21 protein-coding genes are annotated in these 20,464 nt (G+C 44.8%); all 21 read left to right on the top strand.

The window, feature by feature from the left end; translation table 11 throughout:
- Positions 1 to 452 precede the first annotated feature (452 nt).
- The 21 genes from AACQ38_RS00575 to AACQ38_RS00475 all read left to right on the top strand — a co-directional run bounded on the left by AACQ38_RS00575 (position 453) and on the right by AACQ38_RS00475 (position 20,040).
- Complete coding sequence (locus tag AACQ38_RS00575; RefSeq protein WP_207631745.1) at positions 453 to 620, top strand: hypothetical protein; 168 nt, start codon at positions 453 to 455, stop codon at positions 618 to 620.
- Positions 593 to 1,084, top strand: coding sequence for an Hcp family type VI secretion system effector (locus AACQ38_RS00570; RefSeq protein WP_011148312.1), 492 nt, complete (start codon positions 593 to 595; stop codon positions 1,082 to 1,084). The genes AACQ38_RS00575 and AACQ38_RS00570 overlap by 28 nt, the downstream gene beginning before the upstream one ends.
- 100 nt (positions 1,085 to 1,184) lie before the next feature.
- On the top strand, positions 1,185 to 3,791 hold the full coding sequence (locus AACQ38_RS00565; protein WP_165577171.1) for a T6SS effector BTH_I2691 family protein: 2,607 nt from the start codon (positions 1,185 to 1,187) through the stop codon (positions 3,789 to 3,791).
- Complete coding sequence (locus AACQ38_RS00560) at positions 3,788 to 4,777, top strand: putative type VI secretion system effector (RefSeq protein WP_165577170.1); 990 nt, start codon at positions 3,788 to 3,790, stop codon at positions 4,775 to 4,777. The genes AACQ38_RS00565 and AACQ38_RS00560 overlap by 4 nt, the downstream gene beginning before the upstream one ends.
- 76 nt (positions 4,778 to 4,853) lie before the next feature.
- The gene (locus tag AACQ38_RS00555) at positions 4,854 to 5,855 is read left to right on the top strand and encodes a putative type VI secretion system effector (RefSeq protein WP_165577169.1); all 1,002 of its coding nucleotides are present in this window, start codon (positions 4,854 to 4,856) and stop codon (positions 5,853 to 5,855) included.
- Between the two features lie 192 nt (positions 5,856 to 6,047).
- Entirely contained in the window at positions 6,048 to 6,809 is a 762-nt protein-coding gene (locus AACQ38_RS00550) for a hypothetical protein (protein WP_165577168.1), read from the top strand.
- A 2-nt stretch (positions 6,810 to 6,811) separates the two neighbouring features.
- Positions 6,812 to 6,979 carry a hypothetical protein gene (locus AACQ38_RS00545; protein ID WP_165577167.1) on the top strand — a complete coding sequence of 56 codons (168 nt, stop codon included), beginning with the start codon at positions 6,812 to 6,814 and terminating at the stop codon, positions 6,977 to 6,979.
- On the top strand, positions 6,972 to 7,097 hold the full coding sequence (locus tag AACQ38_RS00540) for a hypothetical protein (RefSeq protein ID WP_278249213.1): 126 nt from the start codon (positions 6,972 to 6,974) through the stop codon (positions 7,095 to 7,097). Before AACQ38_RS00545 ends, AACQ38_RS00540 begins: the two co-directional genes overlap by 8 nt.
- A gap of 2 nt (positions 7,098 to 7,099) precedes the next feature.
- Positions 7,100 to 8,698: a type VI secretion system protein TssA gene (gene tssA, locus AACQ38_RS00535; protein WP_165577166.1), complete on the top strand. Its 1,599-nt coding sequence runs from the start codon at positions 7,100 to 7,102 to the stop codon at positions 8,696 to 8,698.
- 78 nt (positions 8,699 to 8,776) lie between these two features.
- Complete coding sequence (tssF, locus tag AACQ38_RS00530) at positions 8,777 to 10,543, top strand: type VI secretion system baseplate subunit TssF (protein ID WP_165577165.1); 1,767 nt, start codon at positions 8,777 to 8,779, stop codon at positions 10,541 to 10,543.
- Positions 10,507 to 11,583 (top strand): type VI secretion system baseplate subunit TssG, encoded by a 1,077-nt coding sequence (gene tssG, locus AACQ38_RS00525; RefSeq protein ID WP_165577164.1) that lies wholly within the window; start codon positions 10,507 to 10,509, stop codon positions 11,581 to 11,583. The genes tssF and tssG overlap by 37 nt, the downstream gene beginning before the upstream one ends.
- Entirely contained in the window at positions 11,564 to 12,100 is a 537-nt protein-coding gene (tssJ, locus tag AACQ38_RS00520; protein WP_165577163.1) for a type VI secretion system lipoprotein TssJ, read from the top strand. Before tssG ends, tssJ begins: the two co-directional genes overlap by 20 nt.
- Before the next feature lie 3 nt (positions 12,101 to 12,103).
- The gene (tssE, locus tag AACQ38_RS00515) at positions 12,104 to 12,538 is read left to right on the top strand and encodes a type VI secretion system baseplate subunit TssE (RefSeq protein WP_011148303.1); all 435 of its coding nucleotides are present in this window, start codon (positions 12,104 to 12,106) and stop codon (positions 12,536 to 12,538) included.
- Between the two features lie 51 nt (positions 12,539 to 12,589).
- The gene (locus tag AACQ38_RS00510) at positions 12,590 to 13,969 is read left to right on the top strand and encodes a VasL domain-containing protein (protein ID WP_165577162.1); all 1,380 of its coding nucleotides are present in this window, start codon (positions 12,590 to 12,592) and stop codon (positions 13,967 to 13,969) included.
- Between the two features lie 186 nt (positions 13,970 to 14,155).
- Entirely contained in the window at positions 14,156 to 15,622 is a 1,467-nt protein-coding gene (locus AACQ38_RS00505) for an Eco57I restriction-modification methylase domain-containing protein (RefSeq protein ID WP_165577161.1), read from the top strand.
- A 94-nt stretch (positions 15,623 to 15,716) separates the two neighbouring features.
- A complete protein-coding gene (locus tag AACQ38_RS00500) occupies positions 15,717 to 16,043 on the top strand; it encodes a hypothetical protein (protein WP_242685496.1) in 327 nt (108 codons plus the stop codon).
- Positions 16,040 to 16,465 carry a BsuBI/PstI family type II restriction endonuclease gene (locus tag AACQ38_RS00495; RefSeq protein WP_242685495.1) on the top strand — a complete coding sequence of 142 codons (426 nt, stop codon included), beginning with the start codon at positions 16,040 to 16,042 and terminating at the stop codon, positions 16,463 to 16,465. Before AACQ38_RS00500 ends, AACQ38_RS00495 begins: the two co-directional genes overlap by 4 nt.
- 92 nt (positions 16,466 to 16,557) lie before the next feature.
- Positions 16,558 to 16,875, top strand: coding sequence for a helix-turn-helix domain-containing protein (locus AACQ38_RS00490; RefSeq protein ID WP_207631744.1), 318 nt, complete (start codon positions 16,558 to 16,560; stop codon positions 16,873 to 16,875).
- Positions 16,876 to 17,739: 864 nt separating this feature from the next.
- Positions 17,740 to 18,516 (top strand): SDR family oxidoreductase, encoded by a 777-nt coding sequence (locus AACQ38_RS00485; protein WP_165577159.1) that lies wholly within the window; start codon positions 17,740 to 17,742, stop codon positions 18,514 to 18,516.
- A gap of 2 nt (positions 18,517 to 18,518) precedes the next feature.
- Positions 18,519 to 19,232, top strand: a complete 714-nt coding sequence (locus tag AACQ38_RS00480) for a 4'-phosphopantetheinyl transferase family protein (RefSeq protein WP_011148297.1) — start codon at positions 18,519 to 18,521, stop codon at positions 19,230 to 19,232.
- Positions 19,225 to 20,040, top strand: coding sequence for a cyclase family protein (locus AACQ38_RS00475; protein WP_165577158.1), 816 nt, complete (start codon positions 19,225 to 19,227; stop codon positions 20,038 to 20,040). The genes AACQ38_RS00480 and AACQ38_RS00475 overlap by 8 nt, the downstream gene beginning before the upstream one ends.
- Positions 20,041 to 20,464 lie beyond the last annotated feature (424 nt).

The following is a 20,464-nucleotide window of genomic DNA, read 5'->3' as shown; positions in this document are numbered from 1 at the left end:
CTATTCTCATTCGCATAATATAACTGAGAATCATTCTTTTTTACGTGTCTGTAACGTATTGATGATAATGAATATTAATCATGGTGTGGATGGAATAATAATGCCTTGACGTATTTGTATATTGGATAACGTATTGAAAATAGAGTAAAAGTATATTTTATTGTTATGGTTTTGAGAAATGTAAATATCAGTATGATGAGTTGCTATCATATTATTTAAATCAATGCGATCTTTTTATATAAACAAATGATATTCTGTTTATGTTTGGTTTAAATATGATGAACTTTGCCGTTGACATTAAACATTTTGTGCTGTTTGACAAAAAAAGACTTGATTTTAATATGCACCCGCAGGGAGGATTGAATTATTCAGTAACCGTGTATGCAGTTAATGGATCGATTAATTCGAACACATGTGCCTGGCTATATGATTATTCTTCTCCCGGTTAACTGTTGAGTCAGGAAATACCGGCATCGATTGACTGTTCCCCGGATTTACCAGGGATGAAAACCGAGAATGTATTCGGTTGGGGTTTTAATCACGTCACCGATATTGGTGATATTACCCATTCAATAATAGAGGAGTCATGGGTATGGCAATCCCTGCGTATTTATGGTTGAAAGATGACGGCGGTGCCGACATTAAAGGTTCGGTGGATGTACACAACCGGGAAGGCAGTATTGAGGTGGTGGCGCTGGAACATGCGCTACATATCCCGACGGATAACAATACTGGCAAGCTGACCGGCACCCGTGTGCATGCGCCGCTGGTGTTTACTAAAGAGGTCGATGCGTCTAGCCCGTATCTGTATAAAGCGGTGACAACGGGTCAGACCCTGAAATCGGCGGAATTCAAATGGTACCAAATTGATGATGCTGGTCAGGAGAAGGTCTATTTCATCACTCATCTGAACAACGTGAAGGTGGTGAAAGTGGCACCGTTGATGCATGACATCAAAGATCCGACCAAAGAGAAGCACAACCATTTGGAACGTGTCGAACTTCGTTACGAAAAAATCACCTGGACGTACAAAGACGGCAACATCATTCACTCTGATGCGTGGAATGAGCGCAGTCAGGCGTAATGGGTTGACGGGCTGGCGGTTATACCAGCCACTTTGAATCTAACAGGCATCGGTATGATTGCGGTGCCTGTTTTCCCCCGGAAGGACAGGAGATTTTGTGATGAATCAATCATTATGTTGGACATGTGAATCCACCGGGCCGGCACTGTTGCCGGTGCGTTATACCGTGGTGCCTGATGATGTTTCGGAAACCTTACCTGCGTGGGCCGAAACGTCGGTGCCTTCTGCGCCGGGCTACCATTATGCGTTGCGTGCCTTACGGCAAGGGTTCTTGTATGTTTATTATACTAATGCTGGATTAGATGAACCGGAGAGTTGGGATGCCTGGAGCGTTAGCGAGGATGGGGCATTGTGGCAACAGTTTAGTGCGCCTTTTGGTGTCTCTCCTCAGAAAACCTCAGATTGTCGTGCGCCGACCCATTTGAGCGCCAATATGGAATTTATCGTACTCCAGGATATGGCCTTGTATACGGAAACTTGGCTGGCTTTCACACCCTCAGCGTGGAGCCAGGAGACCATCAAGTATTATCACAACAACCGCGCAGCGCGGGAAAAGCGGATGCAGTGCGTGAAACCGTGGCAGTGGCGCGGGGTGCCGGAAGGGGTCGGGATTGCTCAGGCGACGATAGAAAACCTGAATACCGTCATCGATTACGGTCTGGGTGACAATGATTCCGGCAAATATGTTCTGCCTTGCAACCGGAAAGTGTCGCGTATCAGTCGGACATTAGAAGAGGCACCCTACTACGAAGTTTATCACGGTGCGTTGAGACCGAAGAGCACCTTGTATCCGTGGAGTAGCAAGCGAGCGGGATGTGCGGACATTACGGTCAGGGCGATGCAAAAGCGGGGCTTGGCCGCAGATGGCACGCCGGTATCGCCGGTGTTAATCGCGTTGCATGATCCGATAGGGATAGCGCATGAATTAGCGGGCTGGAGTGATGATATTGCCGGGGTGCATAAAACCTTTTTGGATGAGTTGTCGATCGAATTTATGACCGACAGTTCATTGAATGGGGTGGAAAATCAGTTACGTCAAATGCACGCCACACATTTCAAAAAGCCGGATAAAAAAAAGGATGCCATTTTGGCGGCTTCTACGGGTTTGTCAATTCAGGAGTGGGAAAAACGCAGAGAGGATTCAATTCGTCACGCCATCGAATCGGATAAGAAAACCTTTGCCCACGATTGGAAAAAATATACCGCAGAGCTGAATCTGGCTAAGCGACAGGCATTTAACCAATGTTATGCCGATCTTTGCACCGACGTGGCGAAAGCGCTGGAACAACTGGCTCAGTTGAGGGTGAGTTGGCTGAAACAGAGTGGGTTTATCACCTGCTGTCAGGATTTTCATTCCACCCGGCTGGAGGACAACCTCAATTATCGTGAGGCGGTGGATTATGCCATCGCTTCGCTGAATGTGACCGAAACGGGCTGTGCATATTTAGATGCCTTAATTGACGAATATTCTGCGCTATCGCCGGGAAATATTGTCTGGCGCTCGTTATTGCTGAATAACCCGGAAGTGATGAAAGAGATGGACGGGTTTTTACAGAAGATGAAGCTGAATAAGGGGAATGAAAAACCAGCCGACATCTCAGTGTTTATGAAGACGGTAACGACACTGAGCGGAAAACTGGTTGAAGCCTACGATAAAGCGAATGAAGCACTGGAAAAGCCGCCAAAATCCGACAGTACCTTTGCCCGGGCGATGTTGCACAGTGACCGGCGGCTGGTCACGCTGGGTGACCGGTTCTTTAATTTTACCCGTTTAGGAAAAGTGCTGAATAGCACCAATGAAATGCTGAGTAAGGGGCTATTCTCGGTGATTTCAGGTGTGTCTTTTGATCAGGCGGTTGATTTATCGGTATCACAGCTTAAAGAGGGTAATGCATTTCGGCAACAGGTATTGGAGAGACTTAAGAGACCGGGAGCAGAGGCTCGTCTTGAAACGAGAAATAGTTATAACGATAGGTTTAAAGAATTTGCTCAAAGCGCCGAAGGAGAGCCGGTATTAAAAAAATCCCGGATTAAGTTATTAGTCTTATTTTTTAATGGGCTGGAGTATGCCAATCAGCGAAAAGAGAGTAAAGGGGATACCAAGAGCCACGCCCAGGTGACCGCCGCGTTTTTAAGTACACTGAGTACGGCAATGGAGATTGTGGAGCCGATGGTGAAGCACGGCATAAAAAATATGGCTGCTACCGACACCATTAAATTTATAGGGTCGAGTGCAGGCACGCTCGCTTCTGCATTAAATCTGGGGGTAGATATCAGTGATTTTGTATCTGAATGGCATGGCAGACGGCGTTGGCAGTATTTTGGATTAATCGTCTGCAAAATTGGGGCTGATGTTGGCGCAATGCTAAAAGCGTCCAGCGGGTTGTTAGAAGTATTGCTAGAGAGAAAACTGATAGAGAGGGGGGTTTTAGAAACTACATTAAAAATGTTGGGGTCTTTGGCTGCCGGCAGGGTTGTTGGTTTTCTGGCTAGCTGGCAAGTCATGCTTGGGATTCTTATTCTTGAGTGGCTGATTTCATTATATGTTGATAATGATTTACAAAAATGGTGCCGGAGTTGTGTTTTTGGGTTAGAGCCAGTGAAGGGCTTGGAAGCCACACAATGGATTTCCCCTGAATCACAGAAAGATAAGTTGTATGAAGAACAAAGTAAAAGTTTTGCTGATGTAATTAAGGATATCTCATGAATACTTGTCAGATGTTAAAAGGTGCTATTGACTTTGATGAAGTAAAAGATCAAAGAAAAGATATTGATATATTGGTAAAGGTTAAACGGGAAAGAATTCAGCGTCGTCCTGAGGATAGAGAGGAGGTAGAAAAAGCGATAGAGGAGCTTCAAGCCAAAATCCCAGAACTGGATGCAATATTAGCAAAAGAACCGCCATCGCCGGAATTGCCCCCGCGTAAACCATTAATCAAAGTGAGTGGTGTGTTGGAAGAGTGGGAAACACTCTGTGTCAAAGGCTATTTTTCTGATCGCGAATATGACCCGGAAGAATTTGCCCGCCGGGAGGAGAATAGGCAATTTGGTGCATTATTGCTGGCGATGTTGGGAAATAGTTCTCAGGCTGCGGTGAATTTGCGGACTGATGTGCGATTGAGTGAAATATGTCATTTTGTGCAGGGCAAAATCAATGGTATCCCTTTTCATGGTTGGATAGGGTTGACGACAGTCAAAGCAGGTGATTATGTTGAATTAGCGGTGACCGATCAGGGGGAATATTATGTCGTCTATGCATTAACAAACCCTGAACGCAGAACGATTTCTATCACGCCGTGTTGTAATAAAGGAACCCGGTCAAAAGCATGGGATGAAGTTTTTTATACTTTCTGCGTATTTTTTATGATCATAGCTATTTGTCTTGGCGCTATCTTTTTTTCAGGCGGGGGCAGTTTTTGGGATGGGCCAGATCTTTTAACCTTATGTATTATGTCTGTGGCAACCGTATTTTCTTTCTATGCATATTTTGTCAGCATCAAAAAACCGTGGCCGTCAGTTAAGCTGGCTCAGGATATTTTCTCAGTGCTGGATTTCCCTAATCCACAGGATGTTAGTCTTAGTAAATTAACGAAGAAAAGGATTAAGGAGATAAGGGCTAACCCATCGCCTGAAAACAGTGAAGAAGTATTACCGGATAAGCTTTGTATCCTGAGCCATTATTACTATTACTGATTCAAGTAATTAAAAATAGGAATCAACTGTATGAAGAACAACGTAACAGTTTTGCTAATGCAATTAAGGGCGGCATATGAGTACCTGTCGTTCTTTTAAAGAGGCTATTGATTTTGATGAAATCAAAAGGCAGAGGAGCAGCCTTGATACATGGATTGAGGTTAATCTTGACTGGATAATAAGCCACCCAGAAAGTAAAGAAGAGTCAGAAAAAGAGATTGAGAAAACAAAAGAAAAAATCCCCGAACTGGATGCCATATTAGCAAAAGAACCACCGCCGCCGGAATTACCGCCGGGTAAGCCATTAATCAAAGTGAGTGGCGTATTGGAAGAGTTCGAAACCCTGTGTGTGGTTGGTTATTTTACCGATCGTGAATATGATCCGGTTGCCTTTGCCCGTCAGGAGGAACGGGAGCTGTATGGCGGGCTATTAATGTCGTTGGCAGGAAATACTCCAGGATATAATTCGCAGACCAAGGTTCGAGAGAGTGATACCTGTGATTTTGTGCGGGGGAAAATTAATGGTATCCCATTCCACGGCTGGTTAGGGTTTACTGTAGCCAAAGCGGGTGATTATATTGAATTAGTGGTAATAGAGAAACAAGGGCACTATGTGGTTTATGCTATTGCTCATCCTGAATTAAGGGTGGTTTCTATGACGCCGCGTTGTAGACAGGGAATTCATTCAAATGCCAAATACCAGGCACGCGGTGCTTGGTATGTTTCTTTACTGTTATTTTTTATATTTATGATACCGAGTCTTTTTGATGAACAAAACGGAGAAGATATTCTTGGTTATATAAAATGTATCGCTTCATTCTGTGGTTTGATGGCAATTGTCCTTTCACCGTTAATCTATTTTTCCTGTATGAGAAACCCTAAACCAACATTCAGGCTGGCTGAGAAGATTTTCACGGTATTAGGTTTTTCTTATCCTACGGAAATTAACCTTTATCAATTTACGATGAAAAGGTTAAAGGAAATGAAGGCTAATTCTCCGGCAGGGAAATCTGGTAAAGAGAGTGAAAGAGTTTTACCGGATAAGAGCTGTTACTCCAGCTATTTCTACTATTACTGATTTAAGTAACAAAGCAGAAGAGGAAAATTAAAGAGAACGTGTATGGGAAGTTCTTAAGATTATCTATACTGAGTTATCGAGATATTAAGAGATTGCTTACCTTTGGAAAATTCAGTAACGAATTATCCAATGTAAAGTTTTATCTATTTTTATGCGATTGATATGTAATTTTGTGTAAATTAAGGTTTTTTTGTGAATAAGATCTATAAAATAGTTTGGATAGGTTTAGCTATTAATGTATTAACCTATTTCGTTTTTCTGGCTGCTATAAGAGTATTGGGTGTTGACTATTCTGATCTCTCTTATAGAGAGCAAACTCTTGTTGATAAATCATCAATGGTTAATGCTTTGATGCTAATTTTTATTTTGCTGGAGGTGGTTAATCTGTTTGTGATTCTCAAAGTGCCAAAGTATGCAAAAATTAGTTCGTTTATTGCATCTTGTCTCTTTCCATTTGGCGCGGTTTATTTTATTGGCTGTTTGTTGTTAATTCAAAGAGTTACACTATCGCCATTCTCTGAATATCAAGGTGATAATACTGTTCCCGATTCTGCTGTGTATTTTGTTCGGGACAGGTATTGGAAAAAGGCGTGTATTTTTAGTGGCATAACGCTGGTGATGTTAATTAATGGCGCGATTAGTATTTGTATGATGATGACCATCATGCATTACGTTTCATATCGGAAAACAGAAGGTCGTTATTTCTTTGCCGAGACAGAAGGAGGCTTTTTATTAACGCCAACCGCGTTGAGTAAAACTATTTTCTTGCCTTATTGCTGTATTAATAGGGTGGAGGAGCGCGAAAACAGTGTGCTGATTGCTATTAATTTAAATAAAAAAATCGACATTGTATTTTCAAAGAAATTTGTTGAAAGAGGCGATCTGATAAAAGTCATCAAGCGGCTTTCACAGGCCGCATTGGATAATCCGAACGATAATATTATCACGTTCTAAATGTGAAAAATTTATTCTTAATAATATATACCCTATGGATTTCAAGATGCATCGCGACGGCAAGGGAGAGAATCCCCGGGTGCATAGATAACTATGTGACCGGGGTGAACGAGCGCAGCCAACAAAGAGGCAATTTGAAAGATAACGGGTATAGGGATCATGATGTTTAACAGTGTTATTCGCTTGAGCAATCAGCTCAATAGCGATGGTGAAGCTATTTCTGTCTCTTTATTAATGAGCAGAATTCCAGTGGCTGACAGAGATATTCAGCGTCAAAGGAGAATATAAAGATGCTGCAACAGCTAATTGAGAGTTGTTTTGTTGAACGTGATGTCCTTGCGGAAGCACGGCAGAACGCGGCGCGGTGGGAAAACTGGTTGTTACCCATTAGTACCGATGCGCCTACAGGTAATGATCCGGTCTATGAAGACGATTTTCAGTGTATGCGGGAGGAGGTTAATAAAATCAGTGGCGTTGATACTTCCCTGATTTGTCAACTGGCGGAGAAGTTGTTAACCACCAAATGCAAAGATGTCCGCGTGGCGACCTACTATGTGTGGGCTCGTCTGCATTGTGAGGGGGAACGTGGTCTGGCAGAAGGGTTGGCGCTATTAGCCGGAATGGCGGATCGGTTTGGTGAAGCCCTGTTACCCAGTCGGGCTAGCAGCCGGAAAGCGGCGCTGGAGTGGCTGACAGGTGTAAAAATGCGGGACAGTTTATCACGCTATCCAGAGGTAAATCGGACCGATTTTGACCACATTCTGGCCGCGTTGGTGTTACTGGAACAGTCATTTTCCTCTTGGGATGAAGAATCTCGTCCAAGCTTGGTCGGGCTGGTAAGAACACTGGAGAACCGATTAGCTCAGTCCGGTGGCGTGAGTGCGGTAGTGCCACAAACTGCCGCTCCGGTACTGCCATCGGCGGGACAGAGCAAGGCATCAGCATCGGGTAAGTCACCGGTATGGCGTCAGGTGCAATCTGGGCGTGATCTGCTGGATCAGGCGCGTGAACTGGTGCGTTATCTGAGTGATCAACCTCAGGGCTGGCTCTCTTCTGCCCGGCTGATACGTAGTATCCGTTGGGATACCGTCCATCAGCTACCACCACAGGATGCTGATGAGCGTACCCGTCTGGTGCCTCCCCGCACTGAATCTCGCGCTCAGTTAAAGCGGCTCTACCGGCAACAGAACTGGCATGAGTTATTGGAACAGGCCGAGCGCATGTTTGCCGAAGGGGTGAATCATTTTTGGCTGGATTTGCAATGGTACCTCTGTCAGGCATTAAGCCGATTGGGCTGCCCTTACGAAGGTTGGGCGGACATCATGAAACACGATCTGAGAATACTGCTTGAGCGGCTGCCGGGGCTGGAGAGTATGGCCTATAACGATGGGACGCCCTTTGCTGATGAGGTGACAACCAGTTGGATAGCCCAACAGGTGCATGACAATCAGTCAGATTGGCAGTTTGAGCATTTGCCGGCGCAACCTCGACATGATGATGACGTTTTGGCGCTGGAAGCGGAGGCGCTGCAACTGGCGGACAGCGAAGGCATTGATGCGGCGTTGCGTTGGTTGGGGCAATTGCCCGGTATTAATGGAGCCCGTCACCGCTGGTTACAGCGCTTGCTGATGGCGCGGGTGGCTGAGCAATACGGCAAAAATGAAATGGCGTTGCATTTGTTGACTGAGCTTGATGCCGATGAGCAATTCAATCTTGGCGAATGGGAGCCGGAACTGATGTTTGAGGTGAAAGCATGTCTGCTTAAGTTACTGCGCATGAAAGCTCAACGCAGTGAACATGATAAGGCGAGGATGGCGCAACGGATGGAGACGCTGCTGGCTGGATTGGTGGCGATTGATCCGGTCAGAGCTTCGGTGCTTTGCGGTTAATTGACTCTGCTTAATCAGGTGGAGGCGCAACTGTATGCCTTCTCAACTTGTTTTATTTTAACCATTAAGAGTGATGCTATGGATGATTTAATTCTCCGCTATTACGAAGCGGAAATGCAATATCTGCGTGAAGCTGGCAAAGAGTTTGCGCAGGCGCACCCGGACCGGGCAGCTATGCTGAATCTGAGTGACGATCGGGATCTTGATCCTTATGTGGAGCGATTGCTTGAAGGCTTCGCTTTCCTGATAGGGCGGATGCGTCAGAAACTTGATGATGATTTGCCGGAACTGACGGAAGGGTTGGTGAGTTTGCTGTGGCCGCATTATCTACGCACTATTCCTTCACTCTCCATTGTTGAATTGGCACCTGATTATCAGACCTTGCCAAAAAGTGAAGTGATCGCCAAAGGGTTTGAAGTGATATCTCAGCCCGTAGGACCAAGCAAGACCCGCTGCTATTACCGGACTACCCGTGATATACAGATTACACCGCTGCATATCACCTCTGCGACGTTGCAAAATGAAGCCGACGGCCGTTCAGTGATCCGTTTGCGTTTTGACTGCGGTCAGTTGACCGAGTGGGATAAAGTGGATTTGGCACGTCTGCCTCTGTATCTCAAAGCGGGCCGTCCGGTGAGTGCTGCCTTACATCTGGCATTGACCCGACAGACTCAACAGATTTACGCGCGCTTATCCAGTCAGGAAGAGCGCTCTCGCCTTAAGAATGGCTGTTTTTCCCCGATGGGGTTCGACAATGATGATGTTCTGTGGCCGAAACAGGAGAGCGCGTTCAGTGGTTATCAGTTGTTACTGGAATATTTTACTTTCCGTGAAAAATTTATGTTTGTGGCGCTCAATGGCTTGGATTCGTTAGAGATTCCTACCGGTACGCCTTGGTTTGAGTTGGATATCGTACTCAGTGAATTGTGGCCCTATGAATTGAAGTTTTCAGCGGAAAATATCCGATTGCATTGCGTGCCGGTAATCAATTTATTCCGTGTTGAAGCTGATCCGATGCACATTTCGCGGCTGCAAAATGAGTATCTACTGCGCCCGATGCGCATTCAGGATGGTCATACCGAAATCTATTCGGTGGATGAAGTCTCCTCTTCCCGCCGAGGTGATGCTCAGCGTTTTGTACCGTTTAGCAGCTTTCGTCATCGGGGCGGCATCATGCGTAGTTCCGCACCGGAGCGTTATTTTCATACGCGCGTCTGTCGAGGTCCTTCTGGTTTGCACGATACCTGGCTGATCCTCGGTGGAGAATCGTTTGAAACTGACCCAGAGCTTGATGATGAAACCCTTTCACTGCGTATCACCGGAACCAACGGCCAGTTACCTCGTCAGGCATTACGTAATACCCAACTTGAACAGACACTACACTCCGCCGCGGGCACGCTGCGCGTAAGCAATCTCTGTTCGCCGACGTTGCCCTGTTATCCCCCAGCGAACGACCGTTTCCACTGGCGGATATTAAGCCATCTCGGTTCTAATTTTCTTAGCATGATGGATAACCCGGAGGTGCTGCGCGGCACGTTAGGGCTTTATAACTGGACAAATGATGAGATGAACTGCCGCTGTCTGGATGCCATTGTTGGGGTGAAACACGCTTTGATCGAACGTTTTGAAAAGGGCTTCCTACTCCGGGGCGTTGATATTGAGATTACGCTGAACAGCAATGGCTTTGCCGGCGAAGGCGATATTTTCCTGTTCGGTGAGCTGCTTAACCGCTTCTTCTCGCTGTATACCGATATTCATCTGTTTAACCAATTGACACTGATCCTTCAACCTTCTGGGAGATGTTTGCGATGGCAAGAAAATCACAATCAGCGTATTCCCGGTTAATGCAGCAACTGGCACCGAATATTTACGATTTTAACTTTTATCGCTTCTGTCAGTTGCTGGAGAGTATGCGGGATGGGTGCCCGCCGTTGGGCAGTACGATGTCGCCCGGTGATGATCCGATCCGTTTCCGGCCTGATCCCGGTATGGGCTTTCCTGCCGGTGAACTGAAAAATGTGGAGTGGGATGAGCAACAGCCTGAACAGCCACCGACAGTACGCACGACGTTTCTCGGCTTGTATGGTGTGGATTCACCGCTGCCGACGGCTTATCTGAATGATATCGTTCAACTGAGTGAAGGCTATGAAGGCGTAGCAGACTTTCTGGATATTTTTAACCATCGAATGATGACCCAGTATTACCGTATCTGGCGTAAATATTCCTATCCCGCGACTTATGAACCGAGTGGTCAAGATCAAACCTCGCAATGCCTGCTTGGGCTGATTGGTTTGGGGATCGCCGGCAGCCAGCAACATATTGCTACGCCGGCTTCTCGCTTTCTGGCGCTGCTCAGTATCATGCGGTTGCCAACCCGGATAGCCGAAGGGGTGATGGCGCTGGTTAAGCTATTGGCCCCTCTCACGCAAGTACAGGTGGTTCCCCATGATTGCAGACGAGTACGGTTGACCCAACCGGCTCGCTTAATTCGTCACCATCCGGTTCAGCTTTCTCAACGTCCAGTACTGGGCAAAGTCGGGACGGATGTTAACAGCCAAATGGTGCTGGATCTCTATACCGAAGATACCGATGAAGCTCAAGGGTGGTTACCACAGGGGGAACTGCATACCGACCTGTTGGTGTTGCTACGCGTTTATCTGGGTTGGCGTTGCAGCGTGCGATTACAGCTCACTTTACCCAAATGGGTATTGCCATCGGCGCAACTAGGGAAACAACGCGTTCGGTTAGGTCGAACAGGCATATTGGGATTGAAACCGGGCTCACAAACGGTTTCAGGCATGGTGAAAATTAATCTGGGGCACTATCAAGGGCTCTTACCGAGTTATCAATATAGGGAGGCCGAGAATGGCAGTTATCAATGTTAAATCCGTCATGATGGGCGGCATCGTTTGTCTGATGTTGCAGGGATTAGTCGGATGTGGTCTGACGCAGACCGTAACTGACGGCACGGTAGCCGTGACGCAATCCATTTTCCATAAACAGGTGAAAACGCTGCGTTTGGATTTCAGTGCACGCAGTGCGCTTAACACCACCGACGCGCAAACCCCGTTGAGCACGGTAGTACGTGTTTATCAGCTTAAAGACAATAAAGCATTTGAGCGTGCCAGTTATACGGACCTGTTGAAAGGTGATAGTGAAGCGCTGAAGGCGGATCGGCTGACACAGCGGGATATCAGAGTGGCACCGAAGGGGAGTGTGTCGCTGGATATGCCGATGGAGAAAGCGGCACGGTTTGTTGGGGTTGTGGGGCTGTTTCATACACCGGATGCTACCAATAATAGTTGGCGGTTAGTGATCCGACGTGATGAGTTGGATGCAGATAAACCGCGCACGATCGAGTTGGGTAGCGGCACACTGACACTGAATGCGGTGAAGGAGTGATCAATGAAACAGCTAAGACCTTCGCTTTACGAAATGTTGATGTTTAACTTTAACGGTGGGCTGGATCTCAATCAGATCGATGAACGAAATCAAGTGATTTTATCCGTGATGGATAATATGCAACGTATCCTGAGCAGTCGTGCGGGTTCGCTGGCTCATTTACCGGATTATGGTCTGCCCGATTTCAACGTCATTTTGCAAGGGCTGCCCGCGTCGTCACAGAGTCTGATTGCCACAATCGAACACACGTTGTTGACCTATGAACCGCGTTTGAAACGAGTCTATATCACGCTACTACCGCAAATTGAACCGGGGCATCTGCGGTATGACATTAACGCTGAGCTAAAAGACATAGGATTAGTGCGGTTTAGTACGGAATTTATCCCGGAAGGGAAGGTATTAATCCGCCATTTACGTCAACAAGGCCATATAGAGTAACCCTCTGTTTCATCAGGCTAACTCTGAAATAGCCTGATAAGGATAACTGTTATGACTACAATATCATCCGGTAACACGATACATACCGGGGATGATCCACGTGCACTGCCGGAATTCAGTGCACTGAAAGAAGAAATCGGTAAATTGAACCATCCGGCTCGACCTGATGTTAATTGGGCCAGAGTTGAACAACTTTGTCTGTCGTTGTTTCGATTAAATGGCGTAGAGCTACAAAGTGCCGCTTGGTACACGTTAGCCCGAGCTCAGCGCACCGGATTAGCCGGTATTGATGAAGGATTCGCATTGATTGATGGATTAGTGAGCCATCAATGGGCGCAGTTCTGGCCTCAGCCGACGCATGCACGGATTGAAATTTTCGCTTGGCTGGTTGCACGCTTACAGCAGGTATTGCGTACTTGCGTCTTCTCTTATATTGACTTGCCGCTCATTTACCGGGTGGAAAAGGTGCTTGAGCAACTGTGCGAGGTGCTTCAACGTCTGGAGCTGAAACATGTGAGTAAACTTGACAGCCTACGTGTACAGCTTCACAACAGCGCCCGGCGATTAGAGTGTCTGGAACAGGAAAAGGGCGCGGTACCGGTATCTCTCGCTTCGGCGCAGTCTGTTGGGGGCAATGCTATTTTGCTGCCTGAAGAACCCCCTCCGCCGCAACTGATCTATGTGGTGCAGGAGACAATCTCGTCGGTGCAACCGCAAGTCAAAGTTGCTCAGGTTTTGACGACTTCGCGCTGGAAAGTTTGGCGCGGTTTTGTGGCGGGGATTGTATTTTGTGCGTTGGTGGTGACAGGCGGTTGGCTGGTGGACAAGATGCGACAACCGTCTCCATTAGCTGAGGCTTTGTTGGCAACGACCTATCCATTACCGCAGACACTGCTTCCGGCTCAACTTGCCGAATTACACCAATCGGACAATGCGACGCTACTGAGCCAGTTACAGGATAAAACGTTGGATGCGAGTCGTGCGCAACTGACAAATTTAACCACTTTGCCAGCCTTTTGGCCTTTGAGTTATGGTTCTCAGTTATTACAACAGCTACGTACATTGTGGCCGGCCAGCCAAGCAGTACAGGATATGCAAAATCAATGGTTACACCAGCGTGAGGCGGCGGCACTGCCGATGCAGTCATTGGAAAATTACCATCTAGCTCAATTACGCCTGCAACATCTGACAGAACGACTTGATGCATTGGATGAAAAACGCGGTCGTTATCTCACCGGTTCTGAATTGAAGTCTATGGTGTTTGGCATTCGGCAGCCGTTGGCGAATACTCCGCCATTAGAGGAGTTGCTGCGTCAACTGGCGGAACAAAAAAAGAGCGGCACTGTATCGCTGGCATTACTGATGCAAATTAACACCCGTTTTAGTCAATTGCTGAATCGCTATTATTTGTTGCTGAAAGTAGGAGGGTAGTTTTGTGGAAAGTAAGAAATTAACAAAATCGGGTTAACATGCTGATCATGAAGGGGAGGGGATGTTTTATCTATTTTTATGGCTGTTAAAACAGTCAGTGCAGAGGACATGAGGTAAAATCAGATTTCGTTGTTGCTCAGTGGCGTATCATTTACACTGAACGAAATTCACTATCCAGATACGATAATGCTCCAACAACTCGACACCGCAGACCGTGTGCGCCGTAAGATTGCTCCCCGGATTACTAAGAAACGCAAGGCTGAGCTTGGTCAATTCATGACCCCTGCTAACGTAGCCCGTTTTATGACATCCCTTTTTCCACCTAGTACTCTGCGAACCTGCCGCCTGTTAGATGCGGGCGCAGGGGTGGGGACATTATCGTGTGCTTTCCTTGATCGATGGGTGACTGGCGGTTTTGATTTTGAGTCCGCAGAGGTGACGGCTTACGAGATTGATGGCAACTTGTGTGGCTATCTAGCACAGCACTTGGCGGGATACAGTTGTGTGACGCCGCGTATTATCGTGGGTGATTATATCGAACTGGCAACGACCGAAGGTCAACAGGAGCAAGGTTATACACATGCCATCCTCAATCCGCCTTACAAAAAGATTAACAGTAATTCAGCGCATCGACTGGCTTTGCGCCGTGTTGGTATCGAGACAGTAAACCTGTATTCGGCCTTTGTGGCGCTTGCTGTGTCTGAGACGGTGCAAGGTGGGCAGATCGTGGCGATCATCCCGCGCAGCTTCTGTAATGGACTCTATTACCGCCCGTTCCGTAATTTCATTTTAGAGCGTGCGGCTATCCGACATATGCACCTATTTGGATCGCGCAACAAGGCATTCAAAGATGATGAGGTTTTGCAAGAGAACATCATCATCCGGTTTGAGTGTGGTGGTCAGCTAGGGCCAGTGACGGTATCAACTTCGACTGATGACACTTTCACCGATCTTGTTACCCATGAGTATCCATTTGATCGGATTATATTCCCGGATGACCCCGGGCAATTTATCCATGTGCCTACGTCGCCGGAGAAAAGCATCCTTGAGCTATCTTCGGCGATCCGTTACACACTGGCTGACCTTGGTATCAAGGTATCTACTGGGCCTGTGGTTGATTTCCGTCTGAAAGCGCACCTGCACAGCATGCCGGGGCCGGGGACTGTGCCTTTACTCTACCCCGGCCATTTCAGTAGCAACGTTACTCGATGGCCCATCGAAGGTATGAAAAAGCCCAACGCTATTGAACACAACACTAATACTGAAAAATGGCTTTACCCAAGTGGTTTTTACTGTGTGGTACGGCGTTTTTCGTCCAAAGAGGAAAAGCGTCGAATCATGGCGAATGTGGTTGAACCGGATACATTTGGTGACGCGCCCGTACTGGGCTTCGAGAACCACTTAAACCTATTCCATGAGAACAAGCACGGTTTACCCGAACGATTGGCCCGTGGTTTGGCCGTGTTCTTGAACACGACGGCTGTTGATGAAAATTTTCGACGTTTCAACGGCCATACTCAGGTTAATGCAACTGACCTCAAGATGATGAAGTACCCGAGCCGCGACACTTTGATTGAACTTGGCGAGTGGGCCATTCAGCAAGGAGAACTTACGCAAACTATGATTGATGCCAAATTAGAGAGCTTAATCTAATGAACGACAAAAACGACTATATCGAAGCTGCGTGCCAGATCATCACTTCCTTGGGGCTGCTGCGGAAAACCCGCTTTTGGGCATCACACCCATCATGAACTGGGTGCGAGAGTTCTACAACAAAGAATATGCGCCGAATACCCGCGAGACATTTCGCCGTCAGACTATGCATCAGTTTTGTCATGCGAGTATTGCCCTTTACAATCCAGATAAACCTGACCGAGCGGTGAACAGCCCCAAGGCGGTTTACCAGATTGAACCCGCTACTTTAGCTTTGTTGCGAACTTTTGGTATGCCTGAGTGGTATGACAATCTAACAGCCTATTTGGCCGAGCGGGAAACGTTGAGCGCCCGTTATGCCAAAGAGCGTGAACATAATCGTATTCCTGTTGAGATCGCTCCGGGGAGCATAGCACGCTGATCCGGGCGATTATCGAGGATTTTGCCCCACGCTTTGCGCCGGGTAGTGTGTTGGTCTACGCTGGTGATACTGGCGACAAGTGGGGTTACTTCGACTCTGTACTGCTATCTGGGTTGGGTGTTGATGTAGATTCACACGGTAAGATGCCAGACGTGGTACTGCATTACACTGCAAAAAATTGGTTGTTGTTGGTTGAGTCTGTTACTAGTCATGGCCCAGTTGATGGCAAGCGGCACGCTGAACTCGCCGAATTATTTGCTGGATCGACAGCCGGTCTGGTCTACGTTACCGCTTTTCCTAACCGAAGTATTATGAGCCGCTACCTTGGCGAAATTGCATGGGAGAGTGAGGTGTGGGTTGCAGATGCGCCGTCCCATCTTATTCACTTTAACGGGGTGCGTTTCCTTGGCCCTTACGAATGAGTGTGCCGTGTTTGGATAGATATTGCGTTTATATCAAATTTGATATAGATTCTTGCTTATTCGGTTTTGGTACTGATTTTAAGGTAGAGATGATGGAATTCACAGTGACGAAAAACCCTTATGCTTCATCTAGCAATAATCCTAACGAAGCAAATGATAAACATATTCGCGCTCAATTAATGGTGATCATCCGCAAGATGATTCAGGAGCGCGGTTTAAGTCAGGTAAAAGCGGCGGAGCTTTTGGGAACCACTCAAGCAAGAATTAGCGAGGTCATGAATGGGAAGCTGGAAAACCACACGATTGATAAATTATTCAATATGCTGAATCGGCTCGGTTGGAATTTCGAATTTAATTATCACGAAGGTATGGTGACTGTCGTGGTAGATAAAATAATAAAAATCGCGTGAATATCATAAATATCCGCTAAGGTTTTTTATTAACAAGCGAATTATTTGTTATAAAATTAATATCTAAACTATTCTTATAAAGAATATTGAGAAATTATGATCTTTATATTTAATTCCTTTTAATAACGCTGTTGGAATATATTTCTTGGTTATATTTAATATAACCAAAAGTTATATTCTGTAGGGGAATCAGGCATACATTAAATTGTCACATAAGCCAGCCGGTGATTAATGTTGGTAGATCGCCGGTTTTAAACGGTCTGACCTACTGAAGGTAAGAGTACGTGTTTGGAATATGTCTCGTCATCACTCTATGCCAACAATAGGGTTAATTGGGCGTATCAGCCTGTTTAAGAAATAGGTAATAGAAGCTTTCAGGTTTTCCTATATTGTATTTTGTCTCATCTATCAATTGTTACTCCATGAAAAAATAACCCAATGCTTAATTCATAACGTATTGTTTTTTAGTATTTTTTAATGCAGGAATTATTGCTGACCCTTTATTTTATTTTCTGATTAGTCAGAAAGTATGAATTTGTATAGTGACATGATAAAGTGTTTTGGTATTATAAGTTATTGTAAATGTAACACCGATATATTATTGTTCTTTACGTGAAAAGGTTAATATTTTTCGTAAATGCTGACAAAAACTGTCACTAATTTATGAATAATGCTTGTTAGGGGTAATCGTGTTTTTCCGTGAATAGCAATAATATATACCCTATAGATTTCAAGATGTATCATGACGGCAAGGGAGTGAATCCCCGGTAGCATAGATAACGATGTGACCGGGGTGAGCGAGTGCAGCCAACAAAGAGGCAACTTGAAAGATGACGGGTATAAATAACGATAGGAATAGTTCAGATGAAATATGCCTTTATTACCGGCGCGACAGGAGATATTGGTTTCGCAATTACAGAAAGATTATCTGATGATGGCTTTGAACCAATATTATTATCGCGTACTCCTGAGCGTCTTGATAGCGCAATTGACAAGTTACGCAATAAATATGGTAGTCAATTTGCAAAGAAAATAGTTTGTGATGTTTCTAATCATGAAAATGTTAAAAAAGCGTTTGACCAACTAGAGCTTGAAGATAATAAGCTGGCGGTGCTTGTGAATTGCGCTGGCATTTCTGGTGGCGGTATTACTGCTGAAATAAGCCCACGAACTTGGCAAAATGTCATAAACGTTAATTTAAATGGCACTTATTTTGTTATACATGAAGTTTTGAAAAGAAAATTAATGTCATCTGGCGGCAGAATTATCAATATTGCCTCCACCGGCGGGAAACAAGGTGTTATTCATGGTACGCCTTATTCTGCTTCTAAGCATGGTGTTGTTGGCCTGACTAAATCCTTGGGGCTTGAATTAGCACGTAATGGTTCAGGTGTTACGGTTAACGCAGTTTGTCCAGGGTTTGTTGAGAGTGAGATGGCGGAGCGTGTCAGAGAACATTACGCCAAAATTTGGGGCACTGATATAGCAGAAGCGAAAAGAAGAGTAGAAGAGCGTGTTCCTATTGGAAGATATGTTGAACCTAATGAAGTGGCAGAAATGGTTGCTTATCTTGCATCTCCTCTTGCCGGGGCTGTAACCGCTCAAGCACTTAATGTGTGTGGTGGATTAGGTAATTACTAATCATGGACGATATTTCTTTATCATCTGATTTTTCTGATCTTTGGATTATAAAAATCGACGATATTGATTTATCTTCTATTGAACAGTTAATTCACCGGTCTGATATCGTTCGCCATAACCAAATTTGTTTAGCGGATAGAAGAAAAAAATTTATATTTAGACGAGCTGCGTTACGTTATGTTTTAAATCAATATTTATCTGATTATGAAATCATAACGAATGATAACGGTAAACCTTATATATCCACGGAGCAAGACTTCAAATATTATTTTTCTCTGAGTGCATCAGGAAACTATTGCGCCATCGGGTTTAGCTCAAGAGAAATAGGTGTTGATATTGAAGTCACTCCTTCTAAGATAAAATTTTCTGAAATTATTGAACGTTTTATTAAGGATAAGGAGTTGGAATATATAAAAGGTATAATGTTAAAACAACTATCAGGAGTGAGTCCCGGATTTAAAAACTATTATCACTTAATGTCATTATACTGTTGGGTTAGACTTGAAGCATATATTAAATTATTTGCTTCGACTTTACATGAGAAATTATTGGCTAATAACTCTGATTCTGTTAAAGATATGAAAGAATTAGAGGCGAGCACATTATTGATTCATCATCAGCAATTTGTTTGTGCATTATCTCAAAAGAAGGTAATTTCTACACCAAATATCAAGGAAATAAACTATTTCGAGATTATAAGGAACAAAGATGAGTAATATTATTGACTTAAGTGTTCCTATAGATTGTGATTTTTGGGAACCTGAGAAAGTAACTAGAGGAGTCGTTGATCATAAAGAGGGCGCTAATAAATTAGGTGAAAGTTATTTATATTTCCATACCCATTCATGGTGGAAAAGAGCCTTTGTAAAACTGTTTAAACGCAAAAAGTGGATCATTGATCACAATGATTTTCCTGATGGTATGGGATTATCACTGATGTATTATCGATTGACCACGCATACTGGAACGCATATTGATGCTCCCTATCACTATGGGTGGCATAAAGGGCAAGATCAGCCAGCAACAATTACTGATATTCCTTTGGATTGGTTTTATAGCCACGGTGTATTACTTGATTTTAGTCATGATAATCAATCAATTGATAAACAGGCGGTAGAAAACCAATTAAAGAAAATTAATTATAAAATAAAAGAAAATGATATTGTCCTGATCAATACTGGAGCGGATAAACTCCTGGGGGAAAAATCCTATTTTACTCACTATAAAGCGATTGAAAGCAGTGCTGTTCAATGGTTAGTAGAGCAAGGGGTAAAGATTATTGGGACAGATGCATTTAGCTTTGATCGGCCATTCATAGAGATGATTAACGATTATAAAAAAACGGGGAATAAAGATTGCTTATGGCCATCTCATTTTATCGGGCGGGATCACCCTTATTTACAGATAGAACGGCTTTGTAATTTAACCAGTATTCCTAAACCTTATGGATTTAAAGTGTGCTGTTTTCCAATAAAATTAGAGAAAGCAGATGCTTCATGGAGTCGAGTGGTCGCAATATTATAATAATATGTCATTATAGGGTCAGACGGGGAGAATATGAGCAGAAAAGAGATTTCATATACCCAATGGATTTCAAGATGGATCGCGACGGCAAGGGAGTGAATCCCCGGGAGCATAGATAACGATGTGACCGGGGTGAGCGAGTGTAGCCAACAAAGAGGCAACTTGAAGGATAACGGATATAAGCTAGAAAAAGATATATTATCTTTGCTATGTTGTTTGGCTATATTGTACTGTGAGTGAATATATCAGTTCTATAATAATAAATTTGTCATCTCCTTTCTGGATGATTTTTAAGAGTAAATTGAGTCATTAAGAAAACGCTTAGTTACTCTATCCATATGTAGATCGAAGGGAGTTAACTTAGTTTGGTTTAACCTGAAACATTCATATTATTCTTGCAGTTTAAATAGATGAAAAATCAGTG

Origin of the sequence: Photorhabdus sp. RW14-46, from assembly GCF_963887965.1 — a bacterium.
In the GTDB taxonomy this organism is placed as follows: domain Bacteria; phylum Pseudomonadota; class Gammaproteobacteria; order Enterobacterales; family Enterobacteriaceae; genus Photorhabdus; species Photorhabdus laumondii.
The sequence above is the reverse complement of the archived record's forward strand: the minus strand, read 5'-3'. Positions and strand labels throughout refer to the sequence as shown.

What these genes read in the sequence shown, in the direction of transcription:
- AACQ38_RS00500 (WP_242685496.1), top strand. Translation starts at nt 15,717, where the DNA reads ATGAACTGGGTGCGAGAGTTCTACAACAAAGAATATGCGCCGAATACC.
- AACQ38_RS00490 (WP_207631744.1), top strand. Translation starts at nt 16,558, where the DNA reads ATGGAATTCACAGTGACGAAAAACCCTTATGCTTCATCTAGCAATAAT.
- tssJ (WP_165577163.1), top strand. Translation starts at nt 11,564, where the DNA reads ATGGCAGTTATCAATGTTAAATCCGTCATGATGGGCGGCATCGTTTGT.
- AACQ38_RS00505 (WP_165577161.1), top strand. Translation starts at nt 14,156, where the DNA reads ATGCTCCAACAACTCGACACCGCAGACCGTGTGCGCCGTAAGATTGCT.
- AACQ38_RS00485 (WP_165577159.1), top strand. Translation starts at nt 17,740, where the DNA reads ATGAAATATGCCTTTATTACCGGCGCGACAGGAGATATTGGTTTCGCA.
- tssF (WP_165577165.1), top strand. Translation starts at nt 8,777, where the DNA reads ATGGATGATTTAATTCTCCGCTATTACGAAGCGGAAATGCAATATCTG.
- AACQ38_RS00570 (WP_011148312.1), top strand. Translation starts at nt 593, where the DNA reads ATGGCAATCCCTGCGTATTTATGGTTGAAAGATGACGGCGGTGCCGAC.
- AACQ38_RS00480 (WP_011148297.1), top strand. Translation starts at nt 18,519, where the DNA reads ATGGACGATATTTCTTTATCATCTGATTTTTCTGATCTTTGGATTATA.
- tssG (WP_165577164.1), top strand. Translation starts at nt 10,507, where the DNA reads ATGGCAAGAAAATCACAATCAGCGTATTCCCGGTTAATGCAGCAACTG.
- AACQ38_RS00555 (WP_165577169.1), top strand. Translation starts at nt 4,854, where the DNA reads ATGAGTACCTGTCGTTCTTTTAAAGAGGCTATTGATTTTGATGAAATC.
- tssE (WP_011148303.1), top strand. Translation starts at nt 12,104, where the DNA reads ATGAAACAGCTAAGACCTTCGCTTTACGAAATGTTGATGTTTAACTTT.
- AACQ38_RS00560 (WP_165577170.1), top strand. Translation starts at nt 3,788, where the DNA reads ATGAATACTTGTCAGATGTTAAAAGGTGCTATTGACTTTGATGAAGTA.
- AACQ38_RS00475 (WP_165577158.1), top strand. Translation starts at nt 19,225, where the DNA reads ATGAGTAATATTATTGACTTAAGTGTTCCTATAGATTGTGATTTTTGG.
- AACQ38_RS00565 (WP_165577171.1), top strand. Translation starts at nt 1,185, where the DNA reads ATGAATCAATCATTATGTTGGACATGTGAATCCACCGGGCCGGCACTG.
- AACQ38_RS00540 (WP_278249213.1), top strand. Translation starts at nt 6,972, where the DNA reads ATGTTTAACAGTGTTATTCGCTTGAGCAATCAGCTCAATAGCGATGGT.
- tssA (WP_165577166.1), top strand. Translation starts at nt 7,100, where the DNA reads ATGCTGCAACAGCTAATTGAGAGTTGTTTTGTTGAACGTGATGTCCTT.
- AACQ38_RS00510 (WP_165577162.1), top strand. Translation starts at nt 12,590, where the DNA reads ATGACTACAATATCATCCGGTAACACGATACATACCGGGGATGATCCA.